At 57.5% G+C, this 26,550-nt stretch carries 20 protein-coding genes and 1 pseudogene; 6 read left to right on the top strand and 15 right to left on the bottom strand.

The annotated features are described in order from the left end of the window. Positions 1–7: 7 nt before the first annotated feature. Positions 8–721, top strand: coding sequence for a 4'-phosphopantetheinyl transferase family protein (locus tag LA04_RS13920; RefSeq protein WP_047652061.1), 714 nt, complete (start codon positions 8–10; stop codon positions 719–721). On the opposite strand, the gene LA04_RS13915 is transcribed toward LA04_RS13920, so the two are convergent. The 8 genes from LA04_RS13915 to LA04_RS13880 all read right to left on the bottom strand — a co-directional run bounded on the left by LA04_RS13915 (position 689) and on the right by LA04_RS13880 (position 15,886). Beyond that, complete coding sequence (locus LA04_RS13915) at positions 689–1,636, bottom strand: alpha/beta fold hydrolase (RefSeq protein ID WP_047652059.1); 948 nt, start codon at positions 1,634–1,636, stop codon at positions 689–691. The two genes, LA04_RS13920 and LA04_RS13915, sit on opposite strands and share 33 nt — an antisense overlap. Continuing rightward, a complete protein-coding gene (locus LA04_RS13910) occupies positions 1,629–2,798 on the bottom strand; it encodes an alkane 1-monooxygenase (RefSeq protein ID WP_047652058.1) in 1,170 nt (389 codons plus the stop codon). Before LA04_RS13910 ends, LA04_RS13915 begins: the two co-directional genes overlap by 8 nt. Continuing rightward, positions 2,792–3,847 (bottom strand): 2Fe-2S iron-sulfur cluster binding domain-containing protein, encoded by a 1,056-nt coding sequence (locus LA04_RS13905; protein WP_047652056.1) that lies wholly within the window; start codon positions 3,845–3,847, stop codon positions 2,792–2,794. The genes LA04_RS13910 and LA04_RS13905 overlap by 7 nt, the downstream gene beginning before the upstream one ends. Before the next feature lies 1 nt (position 3,848). Beyond that, positions 3,849–4,865, bottom strand: a complete 1,017-nt coding sequence (locus LA04_RS13900) for an arylesterase (RefSeq protein WP_047652055.1) — start codon at positions 4,863–4,865, stop codon at positions 3,849–3,851. After that, the gene (locus LA04_RS13895) at positions 4,862–12,589 is read right to left on the bottom strand and encodes a type I polyketide synthase (protein ID WP_047652129.1); all 7,728 of its coding nucleotides are present in this window, start codon (positions 12,587–12,589) and stop codon (positions 4,862–4,864) included. The genes LA04_RS13900 and LA04_RS13895 overlap by 4 nt, the downstream gene beginning before the upstream one ends. A 43-nt stretch (positions 12,590–12,632) precedes the next feature. Continuing rightward, positions 12,633–13,460 carry a hypothetical protein gene (locus tag LA04_RS13890; protein ID WP_047652054.1) on the bottom strand — a complete coding sequence of 276 codons (828 nt, stop codon included), beginning with the start codon at positions 13,458–13,460 and terminating at the stop codon, positions 12,633–12,635. Between the two features lie 25 nt (positions 13,461–13,485). Continuing rightward, positions 13,486–13,896 carry a membrane protein gene (locus tag LA04_RS13885; RefSeq protein WP_047652052.1) on the bottom strand — a complete coding sequence of 137 codons (411 nt, stop codon included), beginning with the start codon at positions 13,894–13,896 and terminating at the stop codon, positions 13,486–13,488. Positions 13,897–13,987: 91 nt separating this feature from the next. Continuing rightward, positions 13,988–15,886 carry a beta-ketoacyl synthase gene (locus tag LA04_RS13880; protein WP_047652051.1) on the bottom strand — a complete coding sequence of 633 codons (1,899 nt, stop codon included), beginning with the start codon at positions 15,884–15,886 and terminating at the stop codon, positions 13,988–13,990. A 176-nt stretch (positions 15,887–16,062) separates the two neighbouring features. Between LA04_RS13880 and LA04_RS13875 the strand changes: the two genes are divergently transcribed. The 3 genes from LA04_RS13875 to LA04_RS13865 all read left to right on the top strand — a co-directional run bounded on the left by LA04_RS13875 (position 16,063) and on the right by LA04_RS13865 (position 19,020). After that, positions 16,063–17,106 carry a GlxA family transcriptional regulator gene (locus tag LA04_RS13875; RefSeq protein ID WP_047652049.1) on the top strand — a complete coding sequence of 348 codons (1,044 nt, stop codon included), beginning with the start codon at positions 16,063–16,065 and terminating at the stop codon, positions 17,104–17,106. 48 nt (positions 17,107–17,154) lie between these two features. After that, positions 17,155–17,979 (top strand): AraC family transcriptional regulator, encoded by an 825-nt coding sequence (locus LA04_RS13870; protein WP_047652048.1) that lies wholly within the window; start codon positions 17,155–17,157, stop codon positions 17,977–17,979. 75 nt (positions 17,980–18,054) lie between these two features. Beyond that, complete coding sequence (locus LA04_RS13865) at positions 18,055–19,020, top strand: DMT family transporter (RefSeq protein WP_047652047.1); 966 nt, start codon at positions 18,055–18,057, stop codon at positions 19,018–19,020. Here LA04_RS13865 and LA04_RS13860 read toward each other — a convergent pair. Beyond that, positions 19,017–20,666, bottom strand: a complete 1,650-nt coding sequence (locus LA04_RS13860) for a methyl-accepting chemotaxis protein (RefSeq protein ID WP_047652046.1) — start codon at positions 20,664–20,666, stop codon at positions 19,017–19,019. The two genes, LA04_RS13865 and LA04_RS13860, sit on opposite strands and share 4 nt — an antisense overlap. Before the next feature lie 244 nt (positions 20,667–20,910). Here LA04_RS13860 and ytfE point away from each other — a divergent pair, with 244 nt between their 5' ends. Beyond that, entirely contained in the window at positions 20,911–21,573 is a 663-nt protein-coding gene (gene ytfE, locus LA04_RS13855) for an iron-sulfur cluster repair protein YtfE (protein ID WP_047652045.1), read from the top strand. Between the two features lie 38 nt (positions 21,574–21,611). On the opposite strand, the gene cycA is transcribed toward ytfE, so the two are convergent. Continuing rightward, positions 21,612–23,021 carry a D-serine/D-alanine/glycine transporter gene (gene cycA, locus LA04_RS13850; protein WP_023310150.1) on the bottom strand — a complete coding sequence of 470 codons (1,410 nt, stop codon included), beginning with the start codon at positions 23,019–23,021 and terminating at the stop codon, positions 21,612–21,614. A 311-nt stretch (positions 23,022–23,332) separates the two neighbouring features. Beyond that, a pseudogene (gene fklB, locus LA04_RS13845) lies at positions 23,333–23,954 on the bottom strand (FKBP-type peptidyl-prolyl cis-trans isomerase). 233 nt (positions 23,955–24,187) lie between these two features. Between fklB and LA04_RS13840 the strand changes: the two are divergent. Next, positions 24,188–24,832, top strand: a complete 645-nt coding sequence (locus tag LA04_RS13840; RefSeq protein WP_047652044.1) for an OapA family protein — start codon at positions 24,188–24,190, stop codon at positions 24,830–24,832. A 67-nt stretch (positions 24,833–24,899) separates the two neighbouring features. Here LA04_RS13840 and rplI read toward each other — a convergent pair whose 3' ends face one another. Genes rplI through rpsF form a run of 4 tightly spaced genes read right to left on the bottom strand, consistent with a single transcriptional unit; the run spans position 24,900 to position 26,339 of the window. Beyond that, positions 24,900–25,349 (bottom strand): 50S ribosomal protein L9, encoded by a 450-nt coding sequence (gene rplI / locus LA04_RS13835; protein ID WP_024907318.1) that lies wholly within the window; start codon positions 25,347–25,349, stop codon positions 24,900–24,902. A gap of 41 nt (positions 25,350–25,390) precedes the next feature. Then, entirely contained in the window at positions 25,391–25,618 is a 228-nt protein-coding gene (gene rpsR / locus LA04_RS13830) for a 30S ribosomal protein S18 (protein WP_000135199.1), read from the bottom strand. A 4-nt stretch (positions 25,619–25,622) separates the two neighbouring features. Next, positions 25,623–25,937 (bottom strand): primosomal replication protein N, encoded by a 315-nt coding sequence (gene priB, locus LA04_RS13825; protein ID WP_008502895.1) that lies wholly within the window; start codon positions 25,935–25,937, stop codon positions 25,623–25,625. Positions 25,938–25,943: 6 nt separating this feature from the next. After that, positions 25,944–26,339 (bottom strand): 30S ribosomal protein S6, encoded by a 396-nt coding sequence (gene rpsF, locus LA04_RS13820; protein WP_014068637.1) that lies wholly within the window; start codon positions 26,337–26,339, stop codon positions 25,944–25,946. Positions 26,340–26,550: the final 211 nt, after the last annotated feature.

Genomic DNA, 26,550 nt, shown 5'->3' with positions numbered 1-26,550 from the left:
CCCTGCAATGTTTACTGCGATAAACACGGATTCAGCGCCCCCTTTTATTCACTCCGTTGAGATGGGCAGCGTCGACCCTTTCCCCGCCCTGCGCTACTGCCTGGTCTCATTCACCGCGCGTGATTACCATGACGGGCTCTTTGATAAATGGGGCATCCCCTTTCCCGGCCCGCTCAACAGCGCCGTGGTTAAACGCAGGGCGGAATATCTTGCGGCACGCTATGCCGCGCAACGGGTGCTCAGATCCTTCGGCTGTGACGCTACGCCGGGCAGCGCGCCGGACCGTTCTCCGGTGTGGCCTTCCGGCTGGCGGGGCAGCCTGTCACATTCTCATGAATGGGCGCTGGCGGTTGTTGCGCCAGAGGCGTCGGGCCTGACGCCGGGCGTCGACATTGAATTTCTTGCACCCGAGATGATCCAGCGGACAGCGCACCTGTTTACCACACCGCAGGAGCGGGAGTGCCTTGCCGCCAGCCGGATCGACGAGGCCAGCGCGCTATTAATGACCTTTTCCGCGAAAGAGAGTCTCTATAAAGCGCTCTATCCTGACGTTGGCCGCGCCCTCGATTTTGAGGCGGCCAGCGTGTGCCACATTGCGCCTGAACAGCAGGGGATCGCCCTGGAGCTGAACCGGACGCTTTCCCCCCAACGCGTAAAGGGCAGCCGGATCCAGGGCTATTATCAGCTATCAGGCAACCGGGTTATCACGCTCATTGCCTGACGTCAGCAAGGGAGCAAGATACGTCATCACCATATCGATGCCCTCCCCCGGACGGCGCAGCGGATTATGCCCCTGGCCGTGGGTCTCTGCCAGCCTCGCGCCAGGCCAGGCGTTGACCAGGCATTCTGCTTCGACCCGCAATACGATGTCATCACTGCTGTCGTGAATAACAAGGGCGGGCTGATCGACCTGCTGCAGCCCCTCGTAAGCGTTAAAACGCTGCCAGACCGCCTCGCCAATACCAAAATACCCTTCAATATACCGGCGCAGCCTCTGCTGCTGGCGTCCCGGGAGGTTCAGGATCGCGGCATATTTCGTGACCAGCCCGCTAAAGTGCGTCGGCGCACCCACGATCACCAGCGCGCGGGTCCGCAATCCCGCCTTTACCGCATTGATGACGGATAACCCGCCAAACGAGTGCGCCACAATCGCGTCAAAACCGCCATCCTGCTGCGCGAGTTGTTCAATGATTTCAATGAACTCGACGATGCTGCTCTGACAACCTGCCGCGTTACCATGTGCAGGGGCGTCAAACCCGATGACCTGAAAGCCTTTTTCGACCAGCGCTTTGATAAGCCTGCCAAAGTGGGAAGCCCTGGACTCCCAGCCGTGGGCTAATAGCACGGTAGGTCCCGTGCTGCCCCAGCGGTACACCACCGCATGTTTACCATTGCTCAGAGGGAGGGATTCAATGCGGCTCGCCAGCGCCGTCATCTCTTTATCGCTTGCACGCGTCGGCACCCGGCGCGGCGTAAAAAACCGATTGCCCAGCCAGTCGGCGGTCGCCCCCGGCACAACCCAATCCATCAGGCGAATCCCGGCCTTCACGCATGAAACCATCGGCGAGCGCAGGTAGGCGGGTCCACGATACTGCTGGTAGGCTTGCTCGATCAGTCGATCAAATTGCTCACTCATGGGATTCTCCAGAAACACAGGGAACAGTGGAATTAACCGCGGATGATTCAGACTGACGGATCAGGGCACGCTCTGCGTCGCTGGCAACGTGTTCGTCCCAGTACGCGAGTTTTGCTTCCATTCGTTTAAACCACAGTGGCGGTATCAGCGCGTAAAAAATATGGGCGACATACCCTTTCTCTATTCCCACCGCATAGCTGTGCGCCTGCAAATTCCAGTACTCACGGCGGGGATGGGTGTGATGATCGGAGTGGCGCGTCAGGTTCAACAGACCGGCCGACGAGGCCCGGTTATTGCAATCCCAGCTGTGTCGCGGCTCCACGCGCGTGCCGGGAAGGCGGACCAGACCGTAGTGCTGGATGTAATTCACCGTTTCAAACAGGAATTTAGAGACCAGCATGGTCACCAGGCACGCCAGCGCGCCCCTGATGCCCGCCGCCGTAAAGCAGGCCGCCACGATCAGCAGGCTCATCAGCACCCCGCTTATCACCCGGTTCACCAGCATGGCGCCGCGCCGGTTCTGAAGCGACAGCCGCTGTGCTTCAACCTGCCAGGATTCAACATACTGCGACAGAGAGGAACGGATAAAGAAGCGATACACATTTTCCCCACGACGCGCCGTCGCCCCGTCCGCCGGGGTCGCCACGTTAGGATGATGCGAATAGACGTGCGAAATCGAAAACTGCGCATCGCCGACCAGCGCCAAAAGCCAGCGCCCGACCATCATCGCCATCAGACTGTGGGTTTTGTGGATAAGCTCATGAGCCACCACGGTATTGGTGCTCATGGTATAGCCGGTGGAGGTCGCCGCAAGCAGCAGCTCAGGTAGGGTAAGGTTATGCAGCGCCATAATGTTGTGGCCCGTCAGGGCGGAAAGCCATGCGCCAAACCCGAGCAGATCGCCCGGAGCGGCCTGCCAGACAAGAGTGAACAACGCCAGCAGCGCGGCCGGGAGCTGTAAATACGGGATGATTTCCAGCAGCGCCGGAAGCCGGTAGTGGCGATCGGCGGTGTCGTGCGTGGTTGCGTTATCGAAGAGGACATAGCTCAGCGTCACGCAGAGCATGGAAACGACGATCCACACGCCGCCGAGCAGAGTGGTTAGCGCGGTGAGCGGTAAAAAAACGCAGGGGACAAGGGCAAATCTCAGGTAACTCAACATACGGGCTCCTTATTGTTATGACTGTTTTTTGCACCGACCGGCGGCGAGAAGCAGTCCATTTCAAGCAAGTGGCTCATCACTCCTCCGGCAAGCAGCCTTTGCCGGCACGCCTGCGCCAGCGCTGGATTGCCGCAAATCACGACGCGCCATTCGGCTACCGCCGTCCGGCGGGGATAGAGGGCGCGCCAGTCGTCAAGCCAGCAGGTCACACGGCCAGCCAGCTCTCGCTCCTGAACCTCACGCTCCCGGGATAACGCATGCAGAAAGTGGAAACCGGGATAGTGCTGACGCAGACGCTGCAGTTCTTGCAGGTCAAATTTGTCCTGCCGTCTGCGAACCGCGTGGATCAGCATGACCTCGCGGTGGGGATGACGCGCCAGCGCGGCGCGGACCAGACCCAGCGTCGCTCCCAGCCCCGATCCGCTGGCGATGGCCAGCAGCGGACCGTTACCGTCATCCTTCTGGCCGAACTGCCCCCGGCAGTCTGAGAGCCACACCTTCCGGCCAGCGCCCTGTTCATCACACAGCAGCGGGGATAGCCGCCCCTCTTCACGGCGCGTGATATCCAGAACAATCTCTCGCCCCCGGCTCGGCCAGCTGACGGAGAAGCTCCGGATATCCTTATCCTTTTCGAGACCGACCTGAACGTATTGTCCTGGCTGGAAGGGCAACGCCTGTTCCGCCAGCAGCGTCACGCGCCATACCGTTGATGAGAGCGCGACAGCCTGCGTAATTCGCGCTGGCGTCCAGGACGTCGAGACCGCGGCCAGCGTTAAATCCGATTCCGGCAGGCACTGGCATGCCAGCACGTGGCCGGCGGCAATCTCCTCCTGGCTGAGCAAATAGCTCAGGTCGACGAGCGAACGCACCTTGCCGTTCGTCACCCGGCAAAGACAGGATTTACACGAGCCGACCTGGCAGTTATACGGCAGGGAAACGCCGGCGTTGAGCGCGCTTTCGAGGAGCGTATGGCCGGACGTCAGGGGGAATTCCCGTCCCTCAAGCGTCCCCTGAAAATGACCGCGTCGGGAAAACCATCTCTTCAGCATCTTATTGCCCCCCGCACAGCAGCAGCCCGTCGTCAAAGACGCTGCCCATCATCACCTTTCCGCCCACCGGCGCGGCGACGCTGATTGCCGCCAGCGCCTCGCCGTGGCTCTGATAGAGCATACCGGCCTGAGCGATCTCTCCCTGCGGGCCGGTTGTCAGCCGCCACACCATGGACGGTGAACGCGCCTGGGCATCTTTCTGATAGGCGGCCAGCTTCAGAAGCTGCGGGTGTGCCGCCACCAGCATTCCCTGCCCGTCCGGCAGAATATTGTCGACGCCATGCAGACCGCTGACGCGCCCCAGCAGGACGGGCGCAGCCTCGTTCGGTTGCCACGCCCAGCTGCTCACCGCGCCGCGGGTGGTTTCCGCCACGTACAGACGCCCCTGCGGTCGGTTGTAGTAAATGCCGTTCGCAAAATGCAGGCCATCGATCAGGGTATGCAGCCCCGCCCCGTCTGCCAGCAGGACGCTGGAGAGCGGCAGCCGCAGATAGTCCTCCAGGCGTCCCGCGAAGCCCTTCCAGCGGTGGTCCCGCGTCAGCAGCCAGCGGGTTTTATCAATGACGCTGATATCATTGATGTTGTTGCCGACAGCGCGCGACAGGGCGGGCTGATACTCAAGACGCATCTGCGCGCGATTAAAGCGAAACACATCAATGCTGTCCTCCTGAGGGCGGTGGTTCACCACGTAGATCCACGTCTCGCCCTCCTGCTGCCAGACATCGATGCCGTGCGGGAAGAAAACATCCGGATAGTCGCCGGCCAATCGCCGCGGCCGGTCGCTGCCGTTGAGGTAATACAGCGCCCCAGGCGCGCTGCCGTGTCGGTTGAGGCTACTGGCTATCGCCCCGCCATCCGATAAGGGAGCGATATCCTCCGCGCCCTCAATGCCCGTTATTTTTTGGCACTGTTCCCCGCCGCTCTCCTGCACCCGGTAAAACAGTCCGGCATCGATCAGCAGATTAACGGCGAACGCCAGCACGGCGCCCGCGAGGACGAAAATCGTCAGCTTTTTCATGATGCGGCCAGCGCCTCTGACGACGAGAATAATGCTTCAACAGCCTCTTCTCCCTGCTCGGCCAGCACGGTTATCGCCTTCAGGAAGTGCTCCAGTAGCGCGCGGGCTCGTTCCTCGGTGAAATAGCGCATCTGGTAATCCAGCTCGACGGACAGCCCCTCTTTCGTCTCGAGAATGTTAACCATCAGCGGGAATTCGACGGCGCCGATCGGGAGCAGCGACAGGCTGGCTTCCCACTGACGCATCTCAGCCAGCGGAGCATGCGGCTCGACGTTAAAGGTCGCCAGCAGCGGAAGCGGCGCATCCTGACCGTGGAAGCAGCGTGACGGCAGTGCGGGCTCGCCGCGCTGCGCGAGGATACCGTCATGGATTGCCCTGGCGACCCCGGACACCGACGCGCAGGCAGCGCTGTCGATACATAGCGGCAACAGCCTGACGCACTGCCCGACAAGCGCGTCCCCCTGCCCGAAGTCCCGCCCGGCATCCGGCACGCCGACCGGCACCGGGGAATGGCCGAACGCCTTCTCAAGCGTCAGGGTAAAGAGCGCATTCAGCATCGCGAAGCGGGTCACCCGCAGTTCGGCGGAGGCTTTGCGAAGCTGCCCGGTCAGGCCCGGATACGACAGGCGCTGTACCAGCCGCTGCCCCTGATACGTCAGGGAGGGATCTTGCACGCTCAGAACTTCCGGCGTTACCCGGCGCGCTGGAAGCGCCGCAAGACGCGCAGGTAGCTCAGCCTCGCTGACGATGTTCTGCGCGCGGATAGCCTGCAGATAGCTTGCTGCTGCCGCCAGGTCAGGACGTTTACCCGACGCCAGGGCATCGTAAAGATGCAACAGCTCGCGCAGCATCACCATGAACGACCAGCCGTCCGCCACCGTATGATGTGCCGAGATGGCGAGCGTGGTTTTCCCCTCGTGGCGGACCAGCAGCAGGCGAGCCAGCGGCGTGGCGGTAAGATCAAAAGGACGCGCAGCAAATTCAGCGAGACAGGCGGCAGGCGCAGCGTTTTCCTCGCAGATATCGACGATGGGCGCCAGGGCCACCTGAAGGTCACCCGCGTCGGTGAATTGCATACGCAGCGCGTCATGGCGCTCGCACAGCAGTTGCCAGGCGGCGCGCATGATGTCGCCATCTACATTGCGCGGCGTTTCGATCACGCCGCCGATCGTCCCGGCCAACAGCCCGCTTTCATCCTGCGCGGCCAGCTGCAGAAAACGCTGCTGGCTGTCTGCAACGGCATAACGCGTGTCGGGGCGCAATCCCGCCTCCCCAAAGAAGCCGTCCACGCGCATGGCGTTAACGCTCTCTTTCACCGCCGCAATAAACCGATCGATATCCTCATCCGCGTGCGCGACCGAGACAAAACAGTTACGCCCTTCCCAGATGAAAATGCCGCGCAGCATCAGGTGGTGGAAGAGGATGTCGTAGTTACCGTTGAATTTGAAACGGAACAGGCTGCCGGCTGAGACGATCTCAATCGGCGTGCCGGTCGCTGAGAACCAGGTATTTAGCGACATCGCCAGACGCGCGGTTTTTTGGTTGATGTCGTCATACAGCGCCGGATGCGTTTTGATGTACTCCAGCACGGCTTTGCTTGCCGCCATGGTCAGCGGATGCTTGGAGAACGTACCGGCAAAGAAGATCAGTTCAGCCTGCGGCCAGGAGTCATCGCCATACTGCCAGAATCCGCCGTCGATACTGTCCATAAAGCGCGCAGAGCCTGCAATCACGCCGATCGGCATACCGCCGCCGACAATCTTTCCGTAGGAGGCGATATCCGCCTGAACGCCGTAATACGCCTGCGCGCCGCCGGCAGCCAGACGGAAACCGGTGATCACCTCGTCAAACATCAGCGCAATGTTGTGGGTTGTCGTCAGTTCACGCAGGGTATGCAGATAGTCGCGTGGCTGATGATCGGGATAACGGCTCTGCACCGGTTCGACGATCACCACCGCCAACTCGGCGGCATAGCGGGCGATAAGCGCCAGGCTCTCTTCGCTGCCGTAGTCGAGCACCAGCAGGTCGTCCACCAGCGATGGCGGCGTGCCTGCGGCAATCGGCGTCGCGCGCTCGGGGGTTTCTCCCCCCTGCTGTCGCCCCAGAATGCCGTCAAACACGCCATGATACGAGCCGCTAAACAGCGCGACTTTATTTTTCCCCGTCACGGCCCGCGCCAGGCGCACGGCGCTCATTACCGCTTCGGAGCCGGAGTTACAAAATGCCACGCGCTGCTGGCCGGTCAGCTCGCTGATAAGCGTTGCCACCTCGCCCGCCAGGGCGCTTTGCGGACCAATCTGCATGCCCCGCGCCAGCTGGTCGGCAACGGCCTGCTGCACGCAGTCCGGCGCATGTCCCAGCAGGTTAGCGCCAAACCCCATCGTAAAATCAATATACTCGTTGCCATCGACATCCCAGATGCGCGAACCCTGAGAGCGCTCTCCCACTAAGGGGTAAAGCATCTCTTTGGTGGATAAACGAAAGCCCGCAGAGGCCCGGTTATCCGCGAGCACGGCGCGGTATTGCTGGGCATTGCGTTTTGACCCGCCCGTTTTATCGACAAACCGTTCGGTGAGTTGCGCCAGATGCTGGTCGCGCTCAGCGCCGAGGGAGACCTTTTTGGTCTCTTTTTTAAACCAGCTGTTGTGCGCGCTGGCCTTCACCGGTGCGGTCGGGGCCACGACGGGCGCAGGCGCGATAACGTCCGGCGTCGCGGGTGCGGCTGGCATCGGGAGAGCCTGCGCCGTGCCGTTAAGCAAATTTAGCTGCTGGGACATGAGCTCCAGCTGGCGGGCAATCAGATCCTGAACCGTATCAGGCACCGGCCTGCTGGTACCCTGCGGTGCCGCGACAGGCTGTGCCGCCAGGCCGGCGGTTTCCGGGGTGGTGAGCGAAGCCGCCGGCTGCGCGTGCTCCACCACATATCCGATCACCGCGTCCAGCGTATTGAGCTCTTCAAACAGCGCCCGCACCGGGATGGCTACGCCAAAGCGGTCTTTAATGGTATTGATGGCATCCAGCAGCACCAGCGAGTCCGCCCCCATTTCCAGGAACGGCAGAGAGTCGTCAAGCGCGGCGGGATCCGCCTCAAGAAAACCGGCAATAATCGCTTTTATTTCAGCGGCTAAATGGTGTTGATTTGACATAGCGTCCTCTTTTGCAGATGGGGTCTGCGCTGGCGTCTCACCCGCCAGCCAGTAACGTTTGCGGCAGAACTGGATGGCGGGCAGGGTTAGCGCCTCCCGCGTGGTCGCGTGGTACAGCCCGCTCCAGTTGATGTCGTGCCCTTGCTGCCACAGCGTACCCAGCAGCGTCAGCAGTGATTTGTACTCATGTCGCCGGTCGCCTGCGGCCAGCACCCGGTGACGGCGGTCAGTTGCGGTCACAAATTTGCCCAGCGAACCGTCCGCGCTCAGATCGATAAAGGTGAACTCACCCTGTGCCAGCACGTTTTGCACGCCCTGAAGGAAACTCACGGGCTGGCGAATTTGCCGGGTCCAGTAGTCGGCGTCGGTGCGGTCGCACGCCTCACCGTTCAGGTTGCTGTAAAACGGGATCGTCCCGCGGGTGAAGGTGACGTTGTTGACCAGCCACTCGCGCCAGGCGCCGAGGATCGGATCCATCATCGAGGAGTGAAATGCGCTGGCAGTTTTAATTTTTCTGGCGTGACCGCCTTTTGAAGATATGGCCTGAAGGCAGGCGTCAATCGCCGCCCGACTGCCTGCGATGGTGGTCAATGTCGGCGTGTTGAATGCGGCAATATCAATGTCGCCCGTCCAGGGGGAAATCATCTGACGGACGTCGGCTTCGCCGCTGAAGACGACAGCCATCGCCCCTTCCTGCGTCAGGGCTGACATCAACAGCGCGCGCTGATGAACCATTGCCAGCCCGTCGTCCAGCGAGAGATAGCCAGCGATAACCGCCGCGCAGTACTCTCCCAGGCTGTGCCCCATTACGGCAGCCGGACGCGGGCCGAACTGCATCACGCTCTGAGCAAGCGCGTAGCTACAGGCAAATAATGAGAGCTGACACGTTCTGGCGCAGCGCTGCCAGCTGTCGTCACGGGCAAACAGCGCCTGCGTAATATCAATCTGATAGCGCTGCTGAATAGTCGTCGCCAGCGCGTCAAACTGGGTGCGATAGTGCGGCAGATGGTGATACAGCTCGGCACCCATGCCGATTTGCTGGGTGCCCTGCCCCGGGAAGAGCCAGACCTGGGGCTGGGCTTTACCCACCTTGCAGACGGTGAGCTGCGCAAGGCTTTCCGCCAGCTGGGAGCGATCCGCGCCATACGCCACGCCGCGATAGCGGGCCGCGTCGTAGCGGGTGTTCACCAGCCGACACCAGGTGGCAATATCGCTCTCCTGGCACGTCGATAACCCTTTTTTGACCGCCTCCCGCTGAAGGGTAAACGCCCCTTTATCATGTGAACCGACCAGAAGCAGGCCGTGCGGCGCAGCGGGCTCCTGGCGTTTTTCCACCGCTGGCGCGCTGCGCAAAATCACATGACCGTTGGTACCGCCGAAGCCAAAGCTGCTTACGCCCGCATAGCGCGCTTCGCCATCGGCATGCCATGAGGCAGGCTGCGCGCCGCTCACCTCAACATGACGGCTAATCGCCGCAATATGCGGGTTTTTCTGCTGAAAATTGAGGTGAGGTACGTATTGCCGGAAGTGCAGCATCAGAGACGTTTTCACCACGCCCAGCACGCCCGCCGCCGCCTCAAGGTGGCCAATGTTGGTTTTGATCGAACCCACCTGGACAGGTGCGGTCTTTTTCCGGTCCGCAAACACCGCTTCCAGCGCCTGATATTCAATCAGATCGCCAAGCGCGGTTCCCGTACCGTGCGCTTCGATATAGTCAATGCTGTCGCTGTCCAACCCGGCGTCCGCCATCGCCTGCAGGATGACCGCCTGCTGCGATGGGCCATTTGGCGCGGTAATGCCGTTGCTGCGGCCGTCCTGATTCACGGCGCTCGCCACCAGCGTGGCATAAACCCGATCGCCATCCGCCAGCGCCTGTGAAAGCGGCTTAAGCACCACGACGCCACACCCTTCGCCACGAACATAGCCATCCGCGCGGGCGTCGAAGGTTTTACACCGGCCGTCGGGGGCCAGCATCTGGGCTTCGGTGAAGACTTTTTGCAAATGTGGCGTCAGCGCCAGATTAACGCCTCCGGCAATGGCCAGAGCGCAACGTCCGGCCCGCAGGCTCTGCATTGCCCCCTCTATCGCCACCAGCGAGGAAGAACAGGCCGTGTCGACGGCGACGCTTGGACCTTTTAAATCATAAAGATAAGAAATTCGGTTGGCCGCGATACTGTGCGCGTTGCCTAAGCCGCTGTAGGCCGAGACGTTATCGCCGCAGGCCAGCGCGTAGTCGCTGGCGCTGATCCCAACAAAGACCGCCGTATCGCTACCGCGCAGGGAGGACGCCTTAAGGCCGGCATCGGTTAGCGCCTGTTGAACGGTTTCTAACAGCAGACGATGCTGCGGATCGATATAGACGGCCTCACGGGGAGAGATGCCGAAGTAGCCTGCGTCGAACGCGTCGACCTCGTCGAAGAAACTGCCTTTACGGTTAAAACCGTCAAGGGACGAGGTACGCCAGCGGTGCGCCGGGATCTCGCCGGTCGTGCTGTGGCCCTGCTGCAGCAGCGACCACAGCGCCTCCACGCCGCTATGTCCCGGCAGCTCCACGCCGATGCCAATCACCGCAATGGCGCTCTCCGCGACGGCTGAGCTGACCGGCCGGGCCGCAGCGGGTTGCCCCAGCGCGGCCGCCAGCCGATTGATGGTGGGGTAGTCATAAATCAGCGCGGGAGAGAGCTCGCGGCCCAGCCGCTGTTCAAGCTCGCCAATCACGCCCACCGCCTGCAGAGAGCTCATGCCAAAGCCGGTAAACGCCTCGTCCCACTGGGATTCGCCGATCGTCGTGTTCATCGCGCTGCTGATTATCCCGGCTATCAGCGCCGCCAGCGCGGGTGGGGTTTCCCCCGCGAGTTCAACAGGTTTCGACGCGTCCTGGCAGCTGCGCCAGGCTACTTCCAGGGTTCCCTGCTGGTGCATCGCTTTCGCGCGGGTGCGCTGTAGTTTCCCGCTGGTGGTGCGGGGAATTGCCCTTCGCCCGACAAGGAGCAGTTCATCCAGCGTGATGCCGTGCCGCTCCGCCACCGCCGCGGTCACGGACGGTGCCAGCGTCGCCATATCGAGATCGTTTTTATGGCGCGTCATCAGCTCAAGCAGCGCAACCGGGCGCTCGTCTTCACTGGCAAACACGCAAACCGTCGCTTCCGCCAGCGCGGGATCGGCCTGGCGGATCGTCTCTTCAATATCCGTCGGGTAGTGGTTCTGACCGTTGATAATCAGCAGCTCTTTGAGTCGTCCGGTGACGTACAAATGGCCGGACTGGAGAAAACCCATATCGCCGCTGCGCAGCCACGGGTGCGGATGGCCAGCCAGAGACGCCTGGAAGGTTTCGCGTGTGGCGGCGTCATTGTCCCAGTATCCTGCGGCAACGCTCGGACCACGCAGCCATATTTCCCCGCTCTCACCATCAGCAAGCGGCTGATGGCGATCGGGATCGACGATACGCACCTCGGTATCCGGCAGAGCCTGCCCGCAGCTCACCGTACCGGCCTCGTCGGAAACGCGGAGCCCTTGTCCTTTCTCCATCCCGGTGACGATGAGCGTGGTTTCCGCCATGCCGTAGCAGGGCAGGAACGCGCCGGGCCGAAACCCTGCGGGCGCAAAGTGTTCGCTAAACTGCTGTAGCGTGGCGGGCCGAATCGGCTCTGCGCCGCAAAAAGCCACATCCCAGCGAGAAAGATCTAATGCCTCAACTTGCTCTCTGCCAATCTTGCGCACGCACAGATCGTAGGCGAAATTAGGGCCGCCGGAGGTCGTCGCCTGATAGTCAGAAATATGTTTGAGCCAGTTAAGGGGATTTTTCATTAACATCATGGGCGACATCACCCGACAGGGGAATGCGCCAAACACGGGCTGCAGTAGCCCGCCAATCAGCCCCATATCATGAAAATGCGGCAGCCAGATCGTGCCCCGGCTTTCGCTGTGATGGCCGAAAAAGCGGTGAATGGCATGCGAGTTGGCCCACAGGTTGCCATGGGTCACCATCACGCCCTTCGGAGAGCCCGTCGAACCCGAGGTGTACTGTAAAAAAGCCAGATCGTTTTCCGCTACCGGAACGGGGTGAAATGCCCCGGAGAACGTGCGATCAAGAGGATGCAGACGATAGCCCGCAGGGAGCGCAGCTGTGTCTGGTTTGTCGAAGGTAAAAATAAGCGGGGATAACGGAAGTGATAGCTGGCCTAGCGTTTCTGCTCCCTTTGCTGTCGTAACAATACATTCCGTTTGCGCATTACGTAATACTCCGGCAAAACGCTCCCACGCGCTTCCTGATGATTTTGCGGGCATCGGGACGGGAACTGCCACCCTGCCGGCATAAAGGCATCCAAAAAAAGCGCCAATAAAATCTTCGCCATCCGGATAAAGCAATATTACCCGGTCGCCCCGTTGCCCGTATTGCAGTAATGCGTGTGCAAGCGACGCGGCGCGCTGGTGTAACTGGTCATAGCTTTGGCTCTGAATATCACTGGCGCTGCGGACGAATTCAAATGCCGTCTGAGTAGTTTGTTGAACAGCAAGTTCGGGCAAAAGCTGGTTGAAGGAATGATATCCCCTGTTAAACAACTGATGAGACGGCATCATAATTCGCTCTATATTTTCAAATGTAGTGAGGGTGAAAAGATTATTTTCCGGCGCGGCCAGCCAGCAGATCGTTACAGAAGTCGTTCCATACCTTCAGCCAGAGATCGACGCGCTGTTCCATCTCGGCATAGCGGTCTTCCGTCAGCGCCTGGCAGAACAGGATCCAGGCATCTTCGGAGTGACCATCTTCAATGGACTCTCCCGTTTCGCTTTCTACATGGATGCTGTGATAGCCCTGCGTGACGTCAATATCCGTTGCTTTATCAACACCTTTGGCCCACGGCGTGGCGAAGTCGTGGAAGACAGTCTCTGCCACGGCCAGCAACCCCACCAGCTGGGTATAGTCGCCATAGGCGTTTTCAAAGGTCGCCCGGCAGGCCAGGGAGCTGGACATCGGCAGCCAGGATTTCACCTCGTGCTCCGTCATCCCCAACTGCTGGATGGTCGTGAAGAACTGGACGTAGTGCGCCAGCGCGGGCTGACCGTTGTAATTGCCTTCGGCGTCTTCGCCAGGGTGGAAGCCAAGCTCATCCAGCAGGTTGATTTGCAGCAGAAAACGGGCCGCCATTTTCGCCTGAGCGCCCAGCGGCGCTTCCAGCTGTTTCGCCGCGCTTAACGCTTCAATAACGGCATCGGTAAAGACTTGCGCAAACGCGTGATAAAACTCCAGGTGGAATACACGCATCTGTTGAATATCAACTTCACCGCTGTTCATTTTTGCCAAAATAGGGCTGCGCATCAGCGGATGGGATTCAATCCGGTCAATAAGCCTGTTGGCAAATGCGCGGTTTTCTGTATAAACGTGCTTATCTACGGTCGCGACAATAGCGTCCCGACCCAGCTGGCGGGTATTCAGTAACGTTTTCATTTTTATCTCTCAGGTAGGTGATAGTTTACAGGGCTGAAACCCTGCCAATTGCCATTACGACTAACGCATACATTCCACAGCTAAACGGTATTACCTGCACATATTTAAATGGCAGATAAAAACACGACGCAATCAGGAGAACCGGAATACCCACCGAAAGTATCATCATGCAAATAACGGCATAATATTTATAGATATAAGACACGGCGAGGTCATCAATACACATGCCATAGAGCATGGATATTAATGGCAGCATAATAAAGGCAATATGTGCCAGCCTTAACATTCTGCGATTTAAATCAGTATAATTTTCATGCCCTTTAGGGGCGCGAAAGGGTCCCTTAAAGGCGTACATACCCATTAATCCACCCATCATTATGCCGACGACAATACCGCTCCAGCCAAAGGCAATCAGTATTGCACTGAGATTAGCCACTTTCTTTCTCCTGTTTAGCGCTGCACAAAGGTAAGGCGCCTGAGGAAATACAGGCACCTTTATTTATTAATAATAAAAACAGATATAACGATTAAAAGTCCGGGTATTCTTTATCCGTTGCGTACGTTATCGGTTTTTCAAATCCGGGAATGGTGATGCCATTCATATCAATCTTAATATCTTCCTCATTTATCCCCTGCTGGCCGAACAGATAAATGACATTGAGTTCACCCTGCGACGCCGCCTCGTCGTACGCGTTCGCCTGACGCCGCACCTGGCGGTTACGCTGCTGATAATCCACAAACACCGCATCCCCATAGCGTTTGCGCAACCATTGATGGGTCAGCTTTGGCGAGTAAACCACCCCCGTGGCATTATTTCCGCCAAAGCCTTTTGAATTAATAAAGGCGATTTGTCCCTGGTCTTCCTCTAATTTGCAGTCCTCAAGAGGAATGGTTAAGCGCGCGTTATTCACCTGCGGCGCGATGTGGGACACGCTTTTAATTCCCGGCAAAATACCATAGCGGAAGACGCCGAGGCAGCTGATGAGCTGGTCGCCGCTGGCGGGGCCCAGAGAGTGACCGAGATACGATTTCACCGCCGTCACCGGCCAGTCGCGAATCGAAAAGGCTTGCGCAACGCGGTCAAAAATATCCGCCTCGGAGACGCAATTCTTCGGCGTGCTTGAGCCGTGCGCCTGAATAAACGATCCCTTTTGCACCGTCTCCATCCCAGCCATCGATACCGCAGAGGCTACGGCTTTCGCCATGGTGATGTAGTTCCCCGGCCCCGGCGACGCAATAGAACGTTTAAAGCCGTCAGCGTTGATGAAGACATTCCCCACCGAACCGTGGATCTCCGCGCCAAGCTGCAGCGCCAGCTCGTCGTCCATTAACACGACATACTGGCTGGATTCCGCGATAACAAAACCGCAGCTGTTGCCAAACGGGCGGCTGCTGTTGCGCCAGTCGGCCGTTTCCGTTTCATCAATATGCTTAAGCTTGCTCTCCGTTGCCAGGGCGCCCATGGCATCGAATCCTTCAATCACTTCTGAGGTCACCGGCGCTTCGGCGCTGCCAACAACGGCTACGCGAATACGCCCTGCTTTAATATCTTCAACTGCCGCATTCAGGTTATACAGAAACGTGGCGCATGCCCCCAGCGTGGCGCTGGTATGACCGACGCTACCCAGCACATAGGCATTGAGGAAATCGGCGCACATGCTGTTCAGGCCCAGCGGGCATTGCTTGGCGCTGACGCGATGGCCTTTCAGGCGCGACTGCAGCATCCCGCCAAAGCCATAATCGTCGAGCTGCCCCATGATATTGCCCGAATAGACGCCGAGCTGATCCGGCGTGATTTTGGCCTGTACCTCTCGCCACGGGATCCCCAGGGCGTTGATGGCGTCTGACGCCCCGACAATCGCCATTTGTAACGCCCGCGGATGAAACTGCGAATTGTAATGATCGCCCGGGCGGAATCCCTGCGGCAACAGCCCGGCAGCCTGCACCTCCGTGCGCAGCAACGCCTCAATTTTACAGTCCATCTCTCCCTGAACGGTGATACGGACACGCTGATCCGCTAATTCCTCAACCTGCCATCCCGCCGGTAAGGGTTGAGGTAATTGTCTGGCAGATATATTAAAACTGAATCCCTCTTCGCCTGAAACCATATTCAATTTTGCATGGCTGGCGATAGCATCGACATCAAAATAGTCGCGCGTAATTTTTCTGATAAGGGTTCCCTCAAGCGCCTCGTCTTTTATCCTCGCGGCGGCCTGAGCAGGCGTAAATCTTTTACCGGAAATGTCGCAATACCCACCTTCATCATATTTAAGCACGCCCATCAGAATGGCTAACGATAATAACGTCTCCTGCCTTTCCTCTTCCGATAATGACTCAATAATCATTCGACGAAATGCATGATGTGAAGAACTACGACCAGCTGGACCATAGCCGCCAAAAGCCGTTATTACGGGTAATTTCACCATAATTGATCCTCTCGTGGTCGTGGATTTATTTTGTTAAGTAAGTGCGATAATTTCAGATATTAGTTTACAAATTACCAACAAAAGCTAATATGAAAATCCAGCCAAAATGCTGACTTTTTTGGCCAGGACAACGATGAGCTACCAAAAATAATAGTCAAAACAGGTATTAATCAAAAATGACAAATACACAAATAGGATTTGTGTTATGTGAACGCATGCTAAGTTCCGGTCTCAGTCTTCCGATTGAAATGTGGAAAGCGGCAGCCAGTAGCTATTTAGCCGAGCAAAAAACAACATCCCACGCAGGCACGCACAAACCGGAGACGTCTTCATTCAGGCTCTGTCGCCCGGAGAATATTCTGAAGGTGAATACCATTGGCATAAACAGCGAGCCCATCCTGACGCACAGTGGCTTTAGCATTACCGCCGATACCACTCTTGCCGCAGACAGGCACTATGACGTTATCTATCTTCCTGCCCTGTGGCGCAATCCTCGTGCAGTGGTCAGACAACAGCCTGAACTCCTGGCATGGCTTAGCGAACAGGCGGCGCGAGGGACCCGCATCGCGGCCGTCGGAACGGGCTGCTGTTTCCTGGCGGAATCGGGATTGCTCAACGGGAAACCCGCCACCACCCACTGGCACTACTTCAAACAGTTCTCGCGTGACTACCCCAACGTAAAATTACAAACCAAACATTTTCTCACGCAGGCCGATAATATTTACTGTGCCGCCAGCGTCAAAGCCCTCTCAGATCTGACCATCCATTTCATCGAAACGATATACGGGAAACGTGTAGCCACACATACCCAACGGACCTTTTTCCATGAAATTCGGAGTCAGTTTGATCGCCAGTGTTACAGTGAAGAAAACAAACCCCATCCGGATGAAGATATTGTTCAAATTCAAATCTGGATAAAAGCCAACTGCGCCTCGGATATATCCATGCAAAATCTTGCCGATATGGCTGGCATGAGTTTGCGCAACTTTAATCGCCGCTTTAAAAATGCCACCGATATATCCCCCCTGCAGTATTTATTAACCGCCAGAATTGAATCCGCCATGACAATGCTGCAATCCACCAATCTGAGCATTCAGGAGATTGCGAATGCGGTGGGATATCAGGATATTGCGCACTTTAATCGCCAGTTTAAGCATAAAACAACGGTTTCACCGGGGGATTACCGTAAGACCGTCCGGGCAAAGATGTTTAGTGCATAAACCCCGGTCATCTCTGATAATGAAAAGATGACCACGAGGAGGCTCAACGTGCAAGGCGTACCGGAACAGTTTAATGATGAAAGAGACAGCGCGCGCTTTCGCCATCTGGCGCAGCTGCCGGGCCTGGAGCTTTATCACGCGCATATTTCTGACTACGCCTTTGAGCCTCACACCCATGAAGCCTTCGGGATCGGCACGATTGAAACCGGTGCCGAACGCTTTCGCTATCGCGGTACCCAGCATCTCGCGGCGGAAAAATCCGTCGTTACCATGAACCCAGACGAAATCCATACCGGCGAATCCGCCACCGAAGGCGGCTGGCGCTACCGGATGGTCTATATCGAACCCGATCTGCTGGAAGAGGTGACCGGCCTCCGGCACTGGTGGTTTAGCGATGTCACGCGTCATGACCCGCTGCGCTCGCAGCAAATCGGCAGGCTCATCTACGGCTTGTGGCACACGGACGATCCGCTTGCGCAAAAAGGATTACTGCTGGATCTGATTGAGACCTTCCAGCCGCTGGCCCATCACGCGCCGGTGATTCAGGAAGGCGCGCACCGCTTAGAACGCGTGCGCGAGTACCTGCACGACAACTACATGCACGCCCTGACGCTGGACGAGCTGGCCAGCGTCGTTTCACTCAGCCCGTACCATTTCCAGCGCCAGTTCAAAGCCCATTTTCACGTTACGCCGCATCAGATGCTGATGGCCATTCGCCTCTGGCGCGCCAAAGCGTTCCTCACCCACGGCATGCCCGCCGCCGAAGTGGCAGCCGCGACCGGGCTGACCGACCAGTCCCATTTAACCCGCGCGTTTACCCGCCGATACGGCATTACGCCCGTGCGCTACCAGAAGCAGGTCACCCGGCGCTAAAGCGCAATCTCATACAATACGCGCGCATTTCCCCCTCCTACACTGCATACAGCGTAAATACCTGTGGATGGAAAAATGATTAGTGGAGTGTTGTATGCCCTGCTGGCCGGGATGATGTGGGGGCTGATTTTTGTCGGCCCGCTGATCGTGCCCGAGTATCCGGCAATACTGCAGTCAACCGGACGTTATCTGGCGCTCGGGCTGATTGCTCTGCCCATGGCGTGGCTGGGTCGCGCGCGCTTGCGTCAGCTCAGCCGTCAGGACTGGGGCACCGCGCTGGCGCTGACCATGATGGGCAATCTTATCTACTACGTTTGCCTTGCGAGTGCCATTCAGCGTACCGGTGCGCCGGTATCGACCATGATTATCGGCACGCTGCCGGTCGTCATCCCCGTCTTTGCTAACCTGCTCTACAGCCACCGCGATGGCAAACTGGCGTGGTCAAAAATGGCGCCGGCGCTGGTATGCACCGCCGTGGGGCTGGTATGCGTCAATATTGCCGAGCTGCGTCACGGGCAGGCGGATGTTGACCTGTGGCGTTACGGTTCTGGCATTGTGCTGGCGTTCATTTCCGTGGCGTGCTGGGCATGGTATGCCCTGCGCAACGCGCGCTGGTTGCGGGAGAACCCGGACAAGCATCCGATGATGTGGGCGACGGCGCAGGCGCTGGTCACGCTGCCCGTCTCACTGGTGGGCTATGCCGGCGCGTGCATCTGGTTAGGCCATCAACAGCCAGACTTCGCCCAGCCCTTCGGGCCAAGACCGTGGGTGTTTATCGGCCTGATGGTGGCGATTGCGGTGCTGTGCTCATGGGTGGGCGCGCTGTGCTGGAACATTGCCAGCCAGAAGCTGCCGACGGTGATCTTAGGGCCGCTGATTGTCTTCGAAACCCTGGCCGGACTGCTTTATACCTTCCTGATGCGCCAGAGCGTGCCGCCGCTATTCACGGCCTGCGGGATCGCGCTGCTGGTGGTGGGGGTGGTGATGGCGGTAAGGGCGAAGCCGGAAAAACCAAAGGTCGTTCCGGCTTCAGAAGGTTAGAACGTTTCCCAGTTCCCTTCAGACGCCGCCGCTGCAGGCTGCGCTTTTGGCACGTAGGTTTTCACCGGTGCCGCTTTGACCGCCTGGTTGCGGGTGATTTTGAACACCGCCACCGCTTCGTTCAGGCGTGCAGCCTGATCTTCCAGCGCCGCCGCCGCGGCCGCAGACTCCTCTACCAGCGAGGCGTTCTGCTGGGTCACGCGGTCCATCTCGGCTACCGCCTGGCCCACCTGGTCAATACCGCGGCTCTGCTCGTCAGAGGCCGAGGCAATTTCACCCATGATGTCGGTGACGCGGGTGACCGCATTGACGATCTCGGCCATCGTCTCCCCGGCTTCGTTAACCAGCTGGGAACCCGCGTTCACGCGTTCACCGGAATCGTCGATCAGCGCTTTGATCTCTTTCGCCGCCTGGGCGCTGCGCTGAGCGAGGGTACGCACTTCCCCTGCCACCACAGCAAAACCACGGCCCTGCTCACCCGCGCGCGCCGCTTCCACCGCCGCGTTCAGCGCCAGGATGTTAGTCTGGAAGGCAATACCGTCGATCACGTTAGTAATTTGCGCGATTTTACTGGAGCTGGTGGCGATTTCGTCCATTGTACGCACCACGCCTTCAACCACGTTACCGCCCTTCTTCGCCGTCGAGGAGGCGTCCAGCGCCAGACGGGAAGCCTGACGCGCGTTATCGGCGTTCTGCTTCACGGTTGCCGTCAGCTGTTCCATGCTGGCTGCCGTCTCTTCCAGAGACGCGGCCTGCTGCTCGGTACGGGAAGAGAGATCGTTGCTGCCGGCAGAAATTTCACCGGCACCGGTGTAAATGGTATCCGCACCTTCACGCACCACGCCCACGGTGTTCGCCAGCGAGGTCTGCATCTCCTGAACGTTGCGCGCCAGGATAGCCATCTCGTTCTTACCTTCAGCCTGAATCGGCTGGGTTAAATCCCCTGCCGCAATGGCGCGAATATGGTTAATCACCTCTTCCAGAGGCAGCAGCAGCACGCGGCGCATGGCTACCCAGCTGGAGATAATCACCACAATCACCAGTAGCATAACCGCAGAAAGGATCCACAGGATGCGCTTGTAGTCGCTTTCATTGTCCTGGATGCCTTTATCGGTGAGCGTTGCCTGCGCTTCACGCCATTCACGGTAAACCGCCTGCATCGCGGTCTGCTTTTGCTCCGCGTTCTGCTTGAACATGTCTTCCAGATTGCCCTGGCTCAGCAGAACGTTCATTTGCGTCAGCGTTGAGGAGTAAATGCGGTACTGCTCTTCCAGACGCTTGGCCAGGTTCTCGTCCAGGCCCGGCGTATTTGGCAGGGCATAGTATTTATCGTAATGGACCTGCGCATCGGCGAGCAGATTTTTCGCCGTGTTGACCAGCTCATTGAGCTGCCCACCGTTAATCTGAGAGGCCATGCTGCTTTGCAGACGCAGCATCCCGCGGTTCAGCGTCACGCGCGCCTGGTTCAGGCTGATCCACGCATCGGTAAACTCCGCCACGTTCTTGCTGGAGAGCTGCGACACGGTGAAATTGTCTTTATCGTTATTCAGCGCGTTGATAAAGATACCCGCGGAAATCACTTGCATGATGCCGAGCACAAGCAGCACCGAAATCAGAAGGGTAATGACTTTTATACGTTTAAACATGCGTTGCCTTTGTTATATGCAGGTTTGTCTGACGTGGATATATCGGCAGGCGCGGCGGGTTGTTTACTGTTTCTACACCTTTAAAAAGTTTCGAAACCACTTTCCTGAGCCCATTCAGAGAGTTAAATCAGATAATTTTTTGTGATCCGCATCGCATTTTTACCCGTCCCTCTAAAGGGTTATAGCGCCGCCATAAAGATGCATTTAACATGCATCTTATATTATTAATGACGAGGTAACTGCTATGGCCTTTCGCGACCAACCCCTTGGCGAGCTGGCGCTCTCCATTCCTCGCGCTTCTGCGCTGTTCCGTAAATACGATATGGATTACTGCTGCGGCGGTAAGCAAACTCTGGCGCGTGCGGCCTCACGTAAAGAGCTGGACGTTGAGGTGATTGAAGCAGAGCTGGCGCAGCTGGCCGAGCAGCCCGTCGACAAAGACTGGCGAACCGCCCCGCTCGTGGAAATCATCGACCATATCATCGTGCGTTATCATGACCGTCACCGTGAACAGCTGCCGGAGCTGATCCTTCAGGCGACCAAAGTTGAGCGCGTGCATGCCGACAAACTTTCCGTACCGCGCGGTCTGGCGAAGTACCTGACCCTTCTGCACGAAGAGCTTTCCAGCCATATGATGAAAGAAGAGCAGATCCTCTTCCCGATGATTAAGCAGGGAATGGGAAGCCAGGCGATGGGGCCTATCAGCGTGATGGAAAGCGAGCATGATGATGCGGGTGAACTGCTGGAAGTGATCAAACACACCACCCACAACGTCACGCCGCCGCCAGAAGCGTGCACAACGTGGAAAGCGATGTACAACGGCATTAATGAAATGATTGACGACCTGATGGAACACATCAGCCTTGAGAACAACGTTCTGTTCCCGCGGGCATTAGCTGGGGAATAGAAAAACTAAAAACGGCAACCGAAGTTGCCGTTTTGCTTTTACCTTACGCCTGCCATACGTTTCTTACCGATAAACACCCACCCCAGCCCCAGCGCGATAAACCACAGCGGCGTGACGATGAGTGCCTGACGGGTATCATCTTCCAGCGTCAGCAGAACCAGCACGAAGACGAAGAACGCCATGCACACCCAGCACATCAGCTTGCCCAGCGGCATCTTGTAGATCGATTTTTCATGCAGGTGCGGACGCTGCTTGCGGTACACGAGGTATGAACAGAGGATGATGGTCCAGACGAACATAAACAGGATCGCAGAGACCGTGGTAATCATGGTGAACGCGCCAATCACGCTTGGGTTCACGTAGAGCATCACCACGCCGCCCAGCAGGCACATGCAGGAGAAGGTCAACCCTTTTGCCGGTACCGCGCGCTTCGACAACTTGGCGAACGCGCTCGGCGCCACGCCTTCCTGCGCCAGACCAAACAGCATACGGCTGGTGGAGAATACGCCGCTGTTGGCAGACGAGGCAGCAGAGGTCAGCACCACGAAGTTAATCAGGCTCGCGGCAGCAGGCAGTCCTACCAGCACGAACAGCTCAACGAACGGGCTCTTGGTTGGCACCACGGAGCTCCACGGCGTCACGGACATAATGATGATCAGCGCGAAGACGTAGAACATGATGATACGCAGCGGAATAGAGTTAATCGCGCGCGGGAGAGACTTCTCGGGATCTTTGGTCTCCGCTGCCGTCGTGCCCACCAGTTCAATGCCCACGAACGCAAAAACCGCGATCTGGAAGCCGGCAAAGAAGCCGCTAATACCTTTCGGGAACCAGCCGCCGTCATTCCACAGATGGGTAAACGACGCCTGAACGCCCGTTGGCGACTGGAAGTGGGTGAGCACCATCACCAGACCCACGACGATAAGGCCGACAATCGCCACGATTTTGATCATCGCGAACCAGAACTCCATCTCACCGAACATTTTAACGGTGGCGAGGTTAAGGCTCAGCAGCAGAACAATGACCGCCAGCGAGGCGACCCAGTCCGACAGCCCCGGGAACCAGAACTGCGCGTAGGCGGTAATCGCCACGACGTCCGCCATACCGGTGACGACCCAGCAGAACCAGTAGGTCCAGCCGGTGAAATAGCCCGCCCACGGCCCGAGCAGGTCAGAAGCGAAGTCGCTAAAGGATTTGTATTCGAGGTTCGAGAGCAGCAATTCACCCATTGCACGCATCACGAAGAAGAGCATAAAACCGATGATCATATAAACGAAGATGATCGACGGCCCGGCGAGACTGATGGTTTTGCCTGACCCCATAAACAGCCCGGTACCGATGGCACCCCCAATCGCAATGAGCTGAATATGACGGTTTGTGAGATTGCGCCGTAGCGACTGTTCAGACGTCGCCTCTTCTGTAGCGGCGACTTTGACCTGATCTACCATGTAATTTTCCTGTTTATGCCTGTCTGTGTTGTTAAGGCTCTTCTGGCCTTTAAAAACGTCAAAAAAATGACGGTCCCTTTGTAAGGGTTTATCGATATTAGGTAAGAATCGGCGGGATGAATACTATGATTTAGATATTATGTTAATAATATGTTGAAAGTGAGTGTCATATCACTCATACAGCGCGAAACAGCTCACAAAAATACACGCAACAGTTTCGTTTGCAAGATAAAATATTGATAGCACCGTAACTATAGGTTTTTACGCTATTTTCCTCTCCCCAACCGGAGAGAGGAAATAAGAAAAGTCGATTACAGAATTTCCAGCAGCTCGACTTCAAAGACCAGGGTGCTGAATGGCGGAATGGACGCGCCAGCGCCGCGCTCGCCGTAGGCCAGGTTATGCGGGATGGTCAGCTCCCATTTGGAACCGACCGGCATCAGGGTCAGAGCTTCGATCCAGCCTGCGATCACGCCGTTCACCGGGAACTCAGCCGGTTCGCCGCGCGCCACGGAGCTGTCGAACACGGTACCGTCGATCAGTTTACCGGTGTAATGCACGCGAACGTGGTCGGTACGCGCCGGGATTGCGCCGTCGCCCTGATTGATCACGCGGAACTGCAGACCGGATTCGGTGCTGTTCACGCCTTCACGCTCACGGTTCTCTTCCAGATATTTCACACCTTCGGCCGCCATCTCTTCGAAGNCGCGCACGACGCACGGCGTCAGCACGTTCGTGGATTTCACGCAGCGCACGGTGCACAACGTCTACCGGAACGGCAGGCTGTTTGCCTTCCAGCGCGTCAGCGATACCCGCCACCAGCGCTTCTGGTAACAGACCTTCCAGGCCGGATTCGCTCAGCTGCTGTCCTACCTGCAAGCCGATACCGTAACTTGCCTGCGCTTCGATAGTGTCAAAAGTCGGGGTGGTCATGGGTTTTCCTTCCATCACATTTAAAGTAGCGGGCAGCATATCAGCCATGCCCTTATGGGTAAAACTTTGTCTGAAGTTAAGGTGACAAACCGCGACGAAACAGAAACAATAGAGAGAACCAGGATTAATCCCGAACTGATGTCACGGATGTCGGGTTTACTACGCCGTTCAGGCAGTTAGCAAACTATACTTCGGGGCACAGGATAAAAAATACGCGGAGCAGGAGGAGTGCCATGCCCGGGCGATTTGAACTGAAACCTACCCTGGCGAAAATCTGGCAGGCGCCGGACAATTTTCGCATCATGGACCCGCTGCCTCCTCTGCATCGCAGAGGGATCATCATTGGCGCGCTGATGGTGATCGTGGGCTTCCTGCTTCCTTCCGGGGGCGATGATGTTGATACCGCCCCCGTCACCCGCAATGCTCAGCTGGATATTCAGTCGCAAACGCGGCCGCAGCCTGACGCACAGCCGATGCAGACACAGCTTGTGACACCGTCTAACGATCCGGGTCAGGTCGCGCCGGTTGAGCCAGAACCCATTCAGGATGAACAGCCGCAGGAGCAAGCCGCCGCCCCGTCTCAGCCTCAGACGCAACAGCCTACCGGCATTGAGCAACAGTGGCGTTCCTATCGCGTAGAGCCGGGCAAAACTCTGGCACAGCTGTTCCGCGACCACAATCTGCCGCCAACCGACGTTTATGCCATGGCGAAGGTGGAAGGTGCGGGTAAACCGCTCAGTAACCTGCAGAATGGCCAGATGGTACAGGTTCGCCAGAATGCCAGCGGGGTGGTGACAGGGTTAACGATTGATACGGGAAATGGACAACAGGTGCTGTTTACCCGCCAGCCAGACGGCAGTTTTATAAGGGCGCGTTAAGGCCCGGTTCTGTAAAAAGCAAAACGCCGGCACAAGGCCGGCGTTTCAACGTGAGCAGAGTAAAAAATTACTCAGCTACAACGTTAACTACCAGTTTAGCGAACACTTCGCTGTGAACCTGGAAGTCAACTTCGTGCTCACCAGTGGTACGCAGAACACCGTTCGGCAGACGAACTTCGCTCTTAGCCACTTTAACGCCTGCAGCAGTTACTGCATCAGCGATATCGCGGGTACCGATGGAACCGAACAGTTTACCTTCGTCGCCTGATTTAGACGCGATGGTAACGGTGCCCAGTGCGTTGATTGCTTCAGCGCGAGCGTTAGCAGCCGCCAGAACGTCAGCCAGTTTGGCTTCCAGTTCAGCGCGACGTGCTTCGAAAAACTCTACGTTTTTCTTGGTAGCTGGAACAGCTTTACCCTGTGGAACCAGGAAGTTACGTGCGTAACCCGCTTTAACGTTAACCTGATCACCCAGGCTGCCCAGGTTTGCTACTTTATCAAGCAGAATAACTTGCATTACCTTATCCTCTTAAAGTCGTATTAATGGACCGTGCCCGATTACTGATGACGATCAGTGTACGGCAGCAGGGACAGGTAGCGAGCGCGTTTGATAGCGCGAGCCAGCTGACGCTGGTATTTTGCACGAGTACCGGTGATACGGCTTGGGACAATCTTACCGCTTTCGGTGATGTAGTTTTTCAGCGTTGCGATATCTTTATAGTCGATCTCTTGAACGCCTTCCGCGGTGAAACGGCAGAACTTGCGACGACGGAAATAACGTGCCATATGGCTAGTCTCCAGAATCTATCAAATCAATCTGCTCGGCATGCAGAACCATTTTGCTCAGGCCGTTCTTTGCCTTGTGGCAAGAGATGAACCCCTGAACGATTACTGCGCTACCGACCGTTAAACTGTGAGTAATGGCCTGGTTTTCGTGTCCGCTAATAATAACGGGCATTTGGCACCACGCCTGCCGGTGAAACCCGGCTTCCTCTTGCACAGAACGATGCTCAAGCACGAACTGGCAATGCGGAATTCCTGATGGACTGACCTTTCGAAGGGGAGCCCTGCATACGATGCCGGACAACGCCAGACGGTTGGTCATCAGAAATTACTCTTCAGAATCCCCAGCATCAGAATCATCTGCGGTTTCGTTTGCGAAATCATCGCGACGCTCACGGCGCTCGTCTTTCGCTTTAACCATCGGAGATGCTTCGGTAACTGCGTTTTTGGTACGCATAACCATGCTGCGGATAACGGCATCGTTGAAGCGGAAGGTAGTTTCCAGTTCATCGATCACTTCCTGCGGCGCTTCAACGTTCATCAGAACGTAGTGTGCTTTGTGCAGTTTGTTGATCGGGTAAGCCAGCTGACGGCGGCCCCAGTCTTCCAGACGGTGGATCGTACCTTCTGCACCAGTGATGGCAGCAGAGTAACGCTCGATCATACCCGGAACCTGTTCGCTCTGGTCAGGATGGACCATAAAAACGATTTCGTAATGACGCATCGAATTGCTCCTTACGGATTATTCAGCCTCCTGTCTGGGTCAGCCGAGGCCCGGGGAGGCAAGGAACGTGTTAAAGGTCGGCTGAAAAATTGACGCGTCATAATACTTGCGCGCCCCTGGAAACTCAAGCTGATTGCACAAATAATTCGCACAAAGCGCGAAGCGGGTCTAAGTGGGTGATTTAAAATTGGTCACACCCGGAAGCGCTGTT

The sequence above is a fragment of the Enterobacter sp. UCD-UG_FMILLET genome, assembly GCF_000762975.1.
GTDB lineage: Bacteria > Pseudomonadota > Gammaproteobacteria > Enterobacterales > Enterobacteriaceae > Enterobacter > Enterobacter dykesii.
Note: the sequence above shows the minus strand (reverse complement) of the source record. Positions and strands in the feature narration are given on the sequence as shown.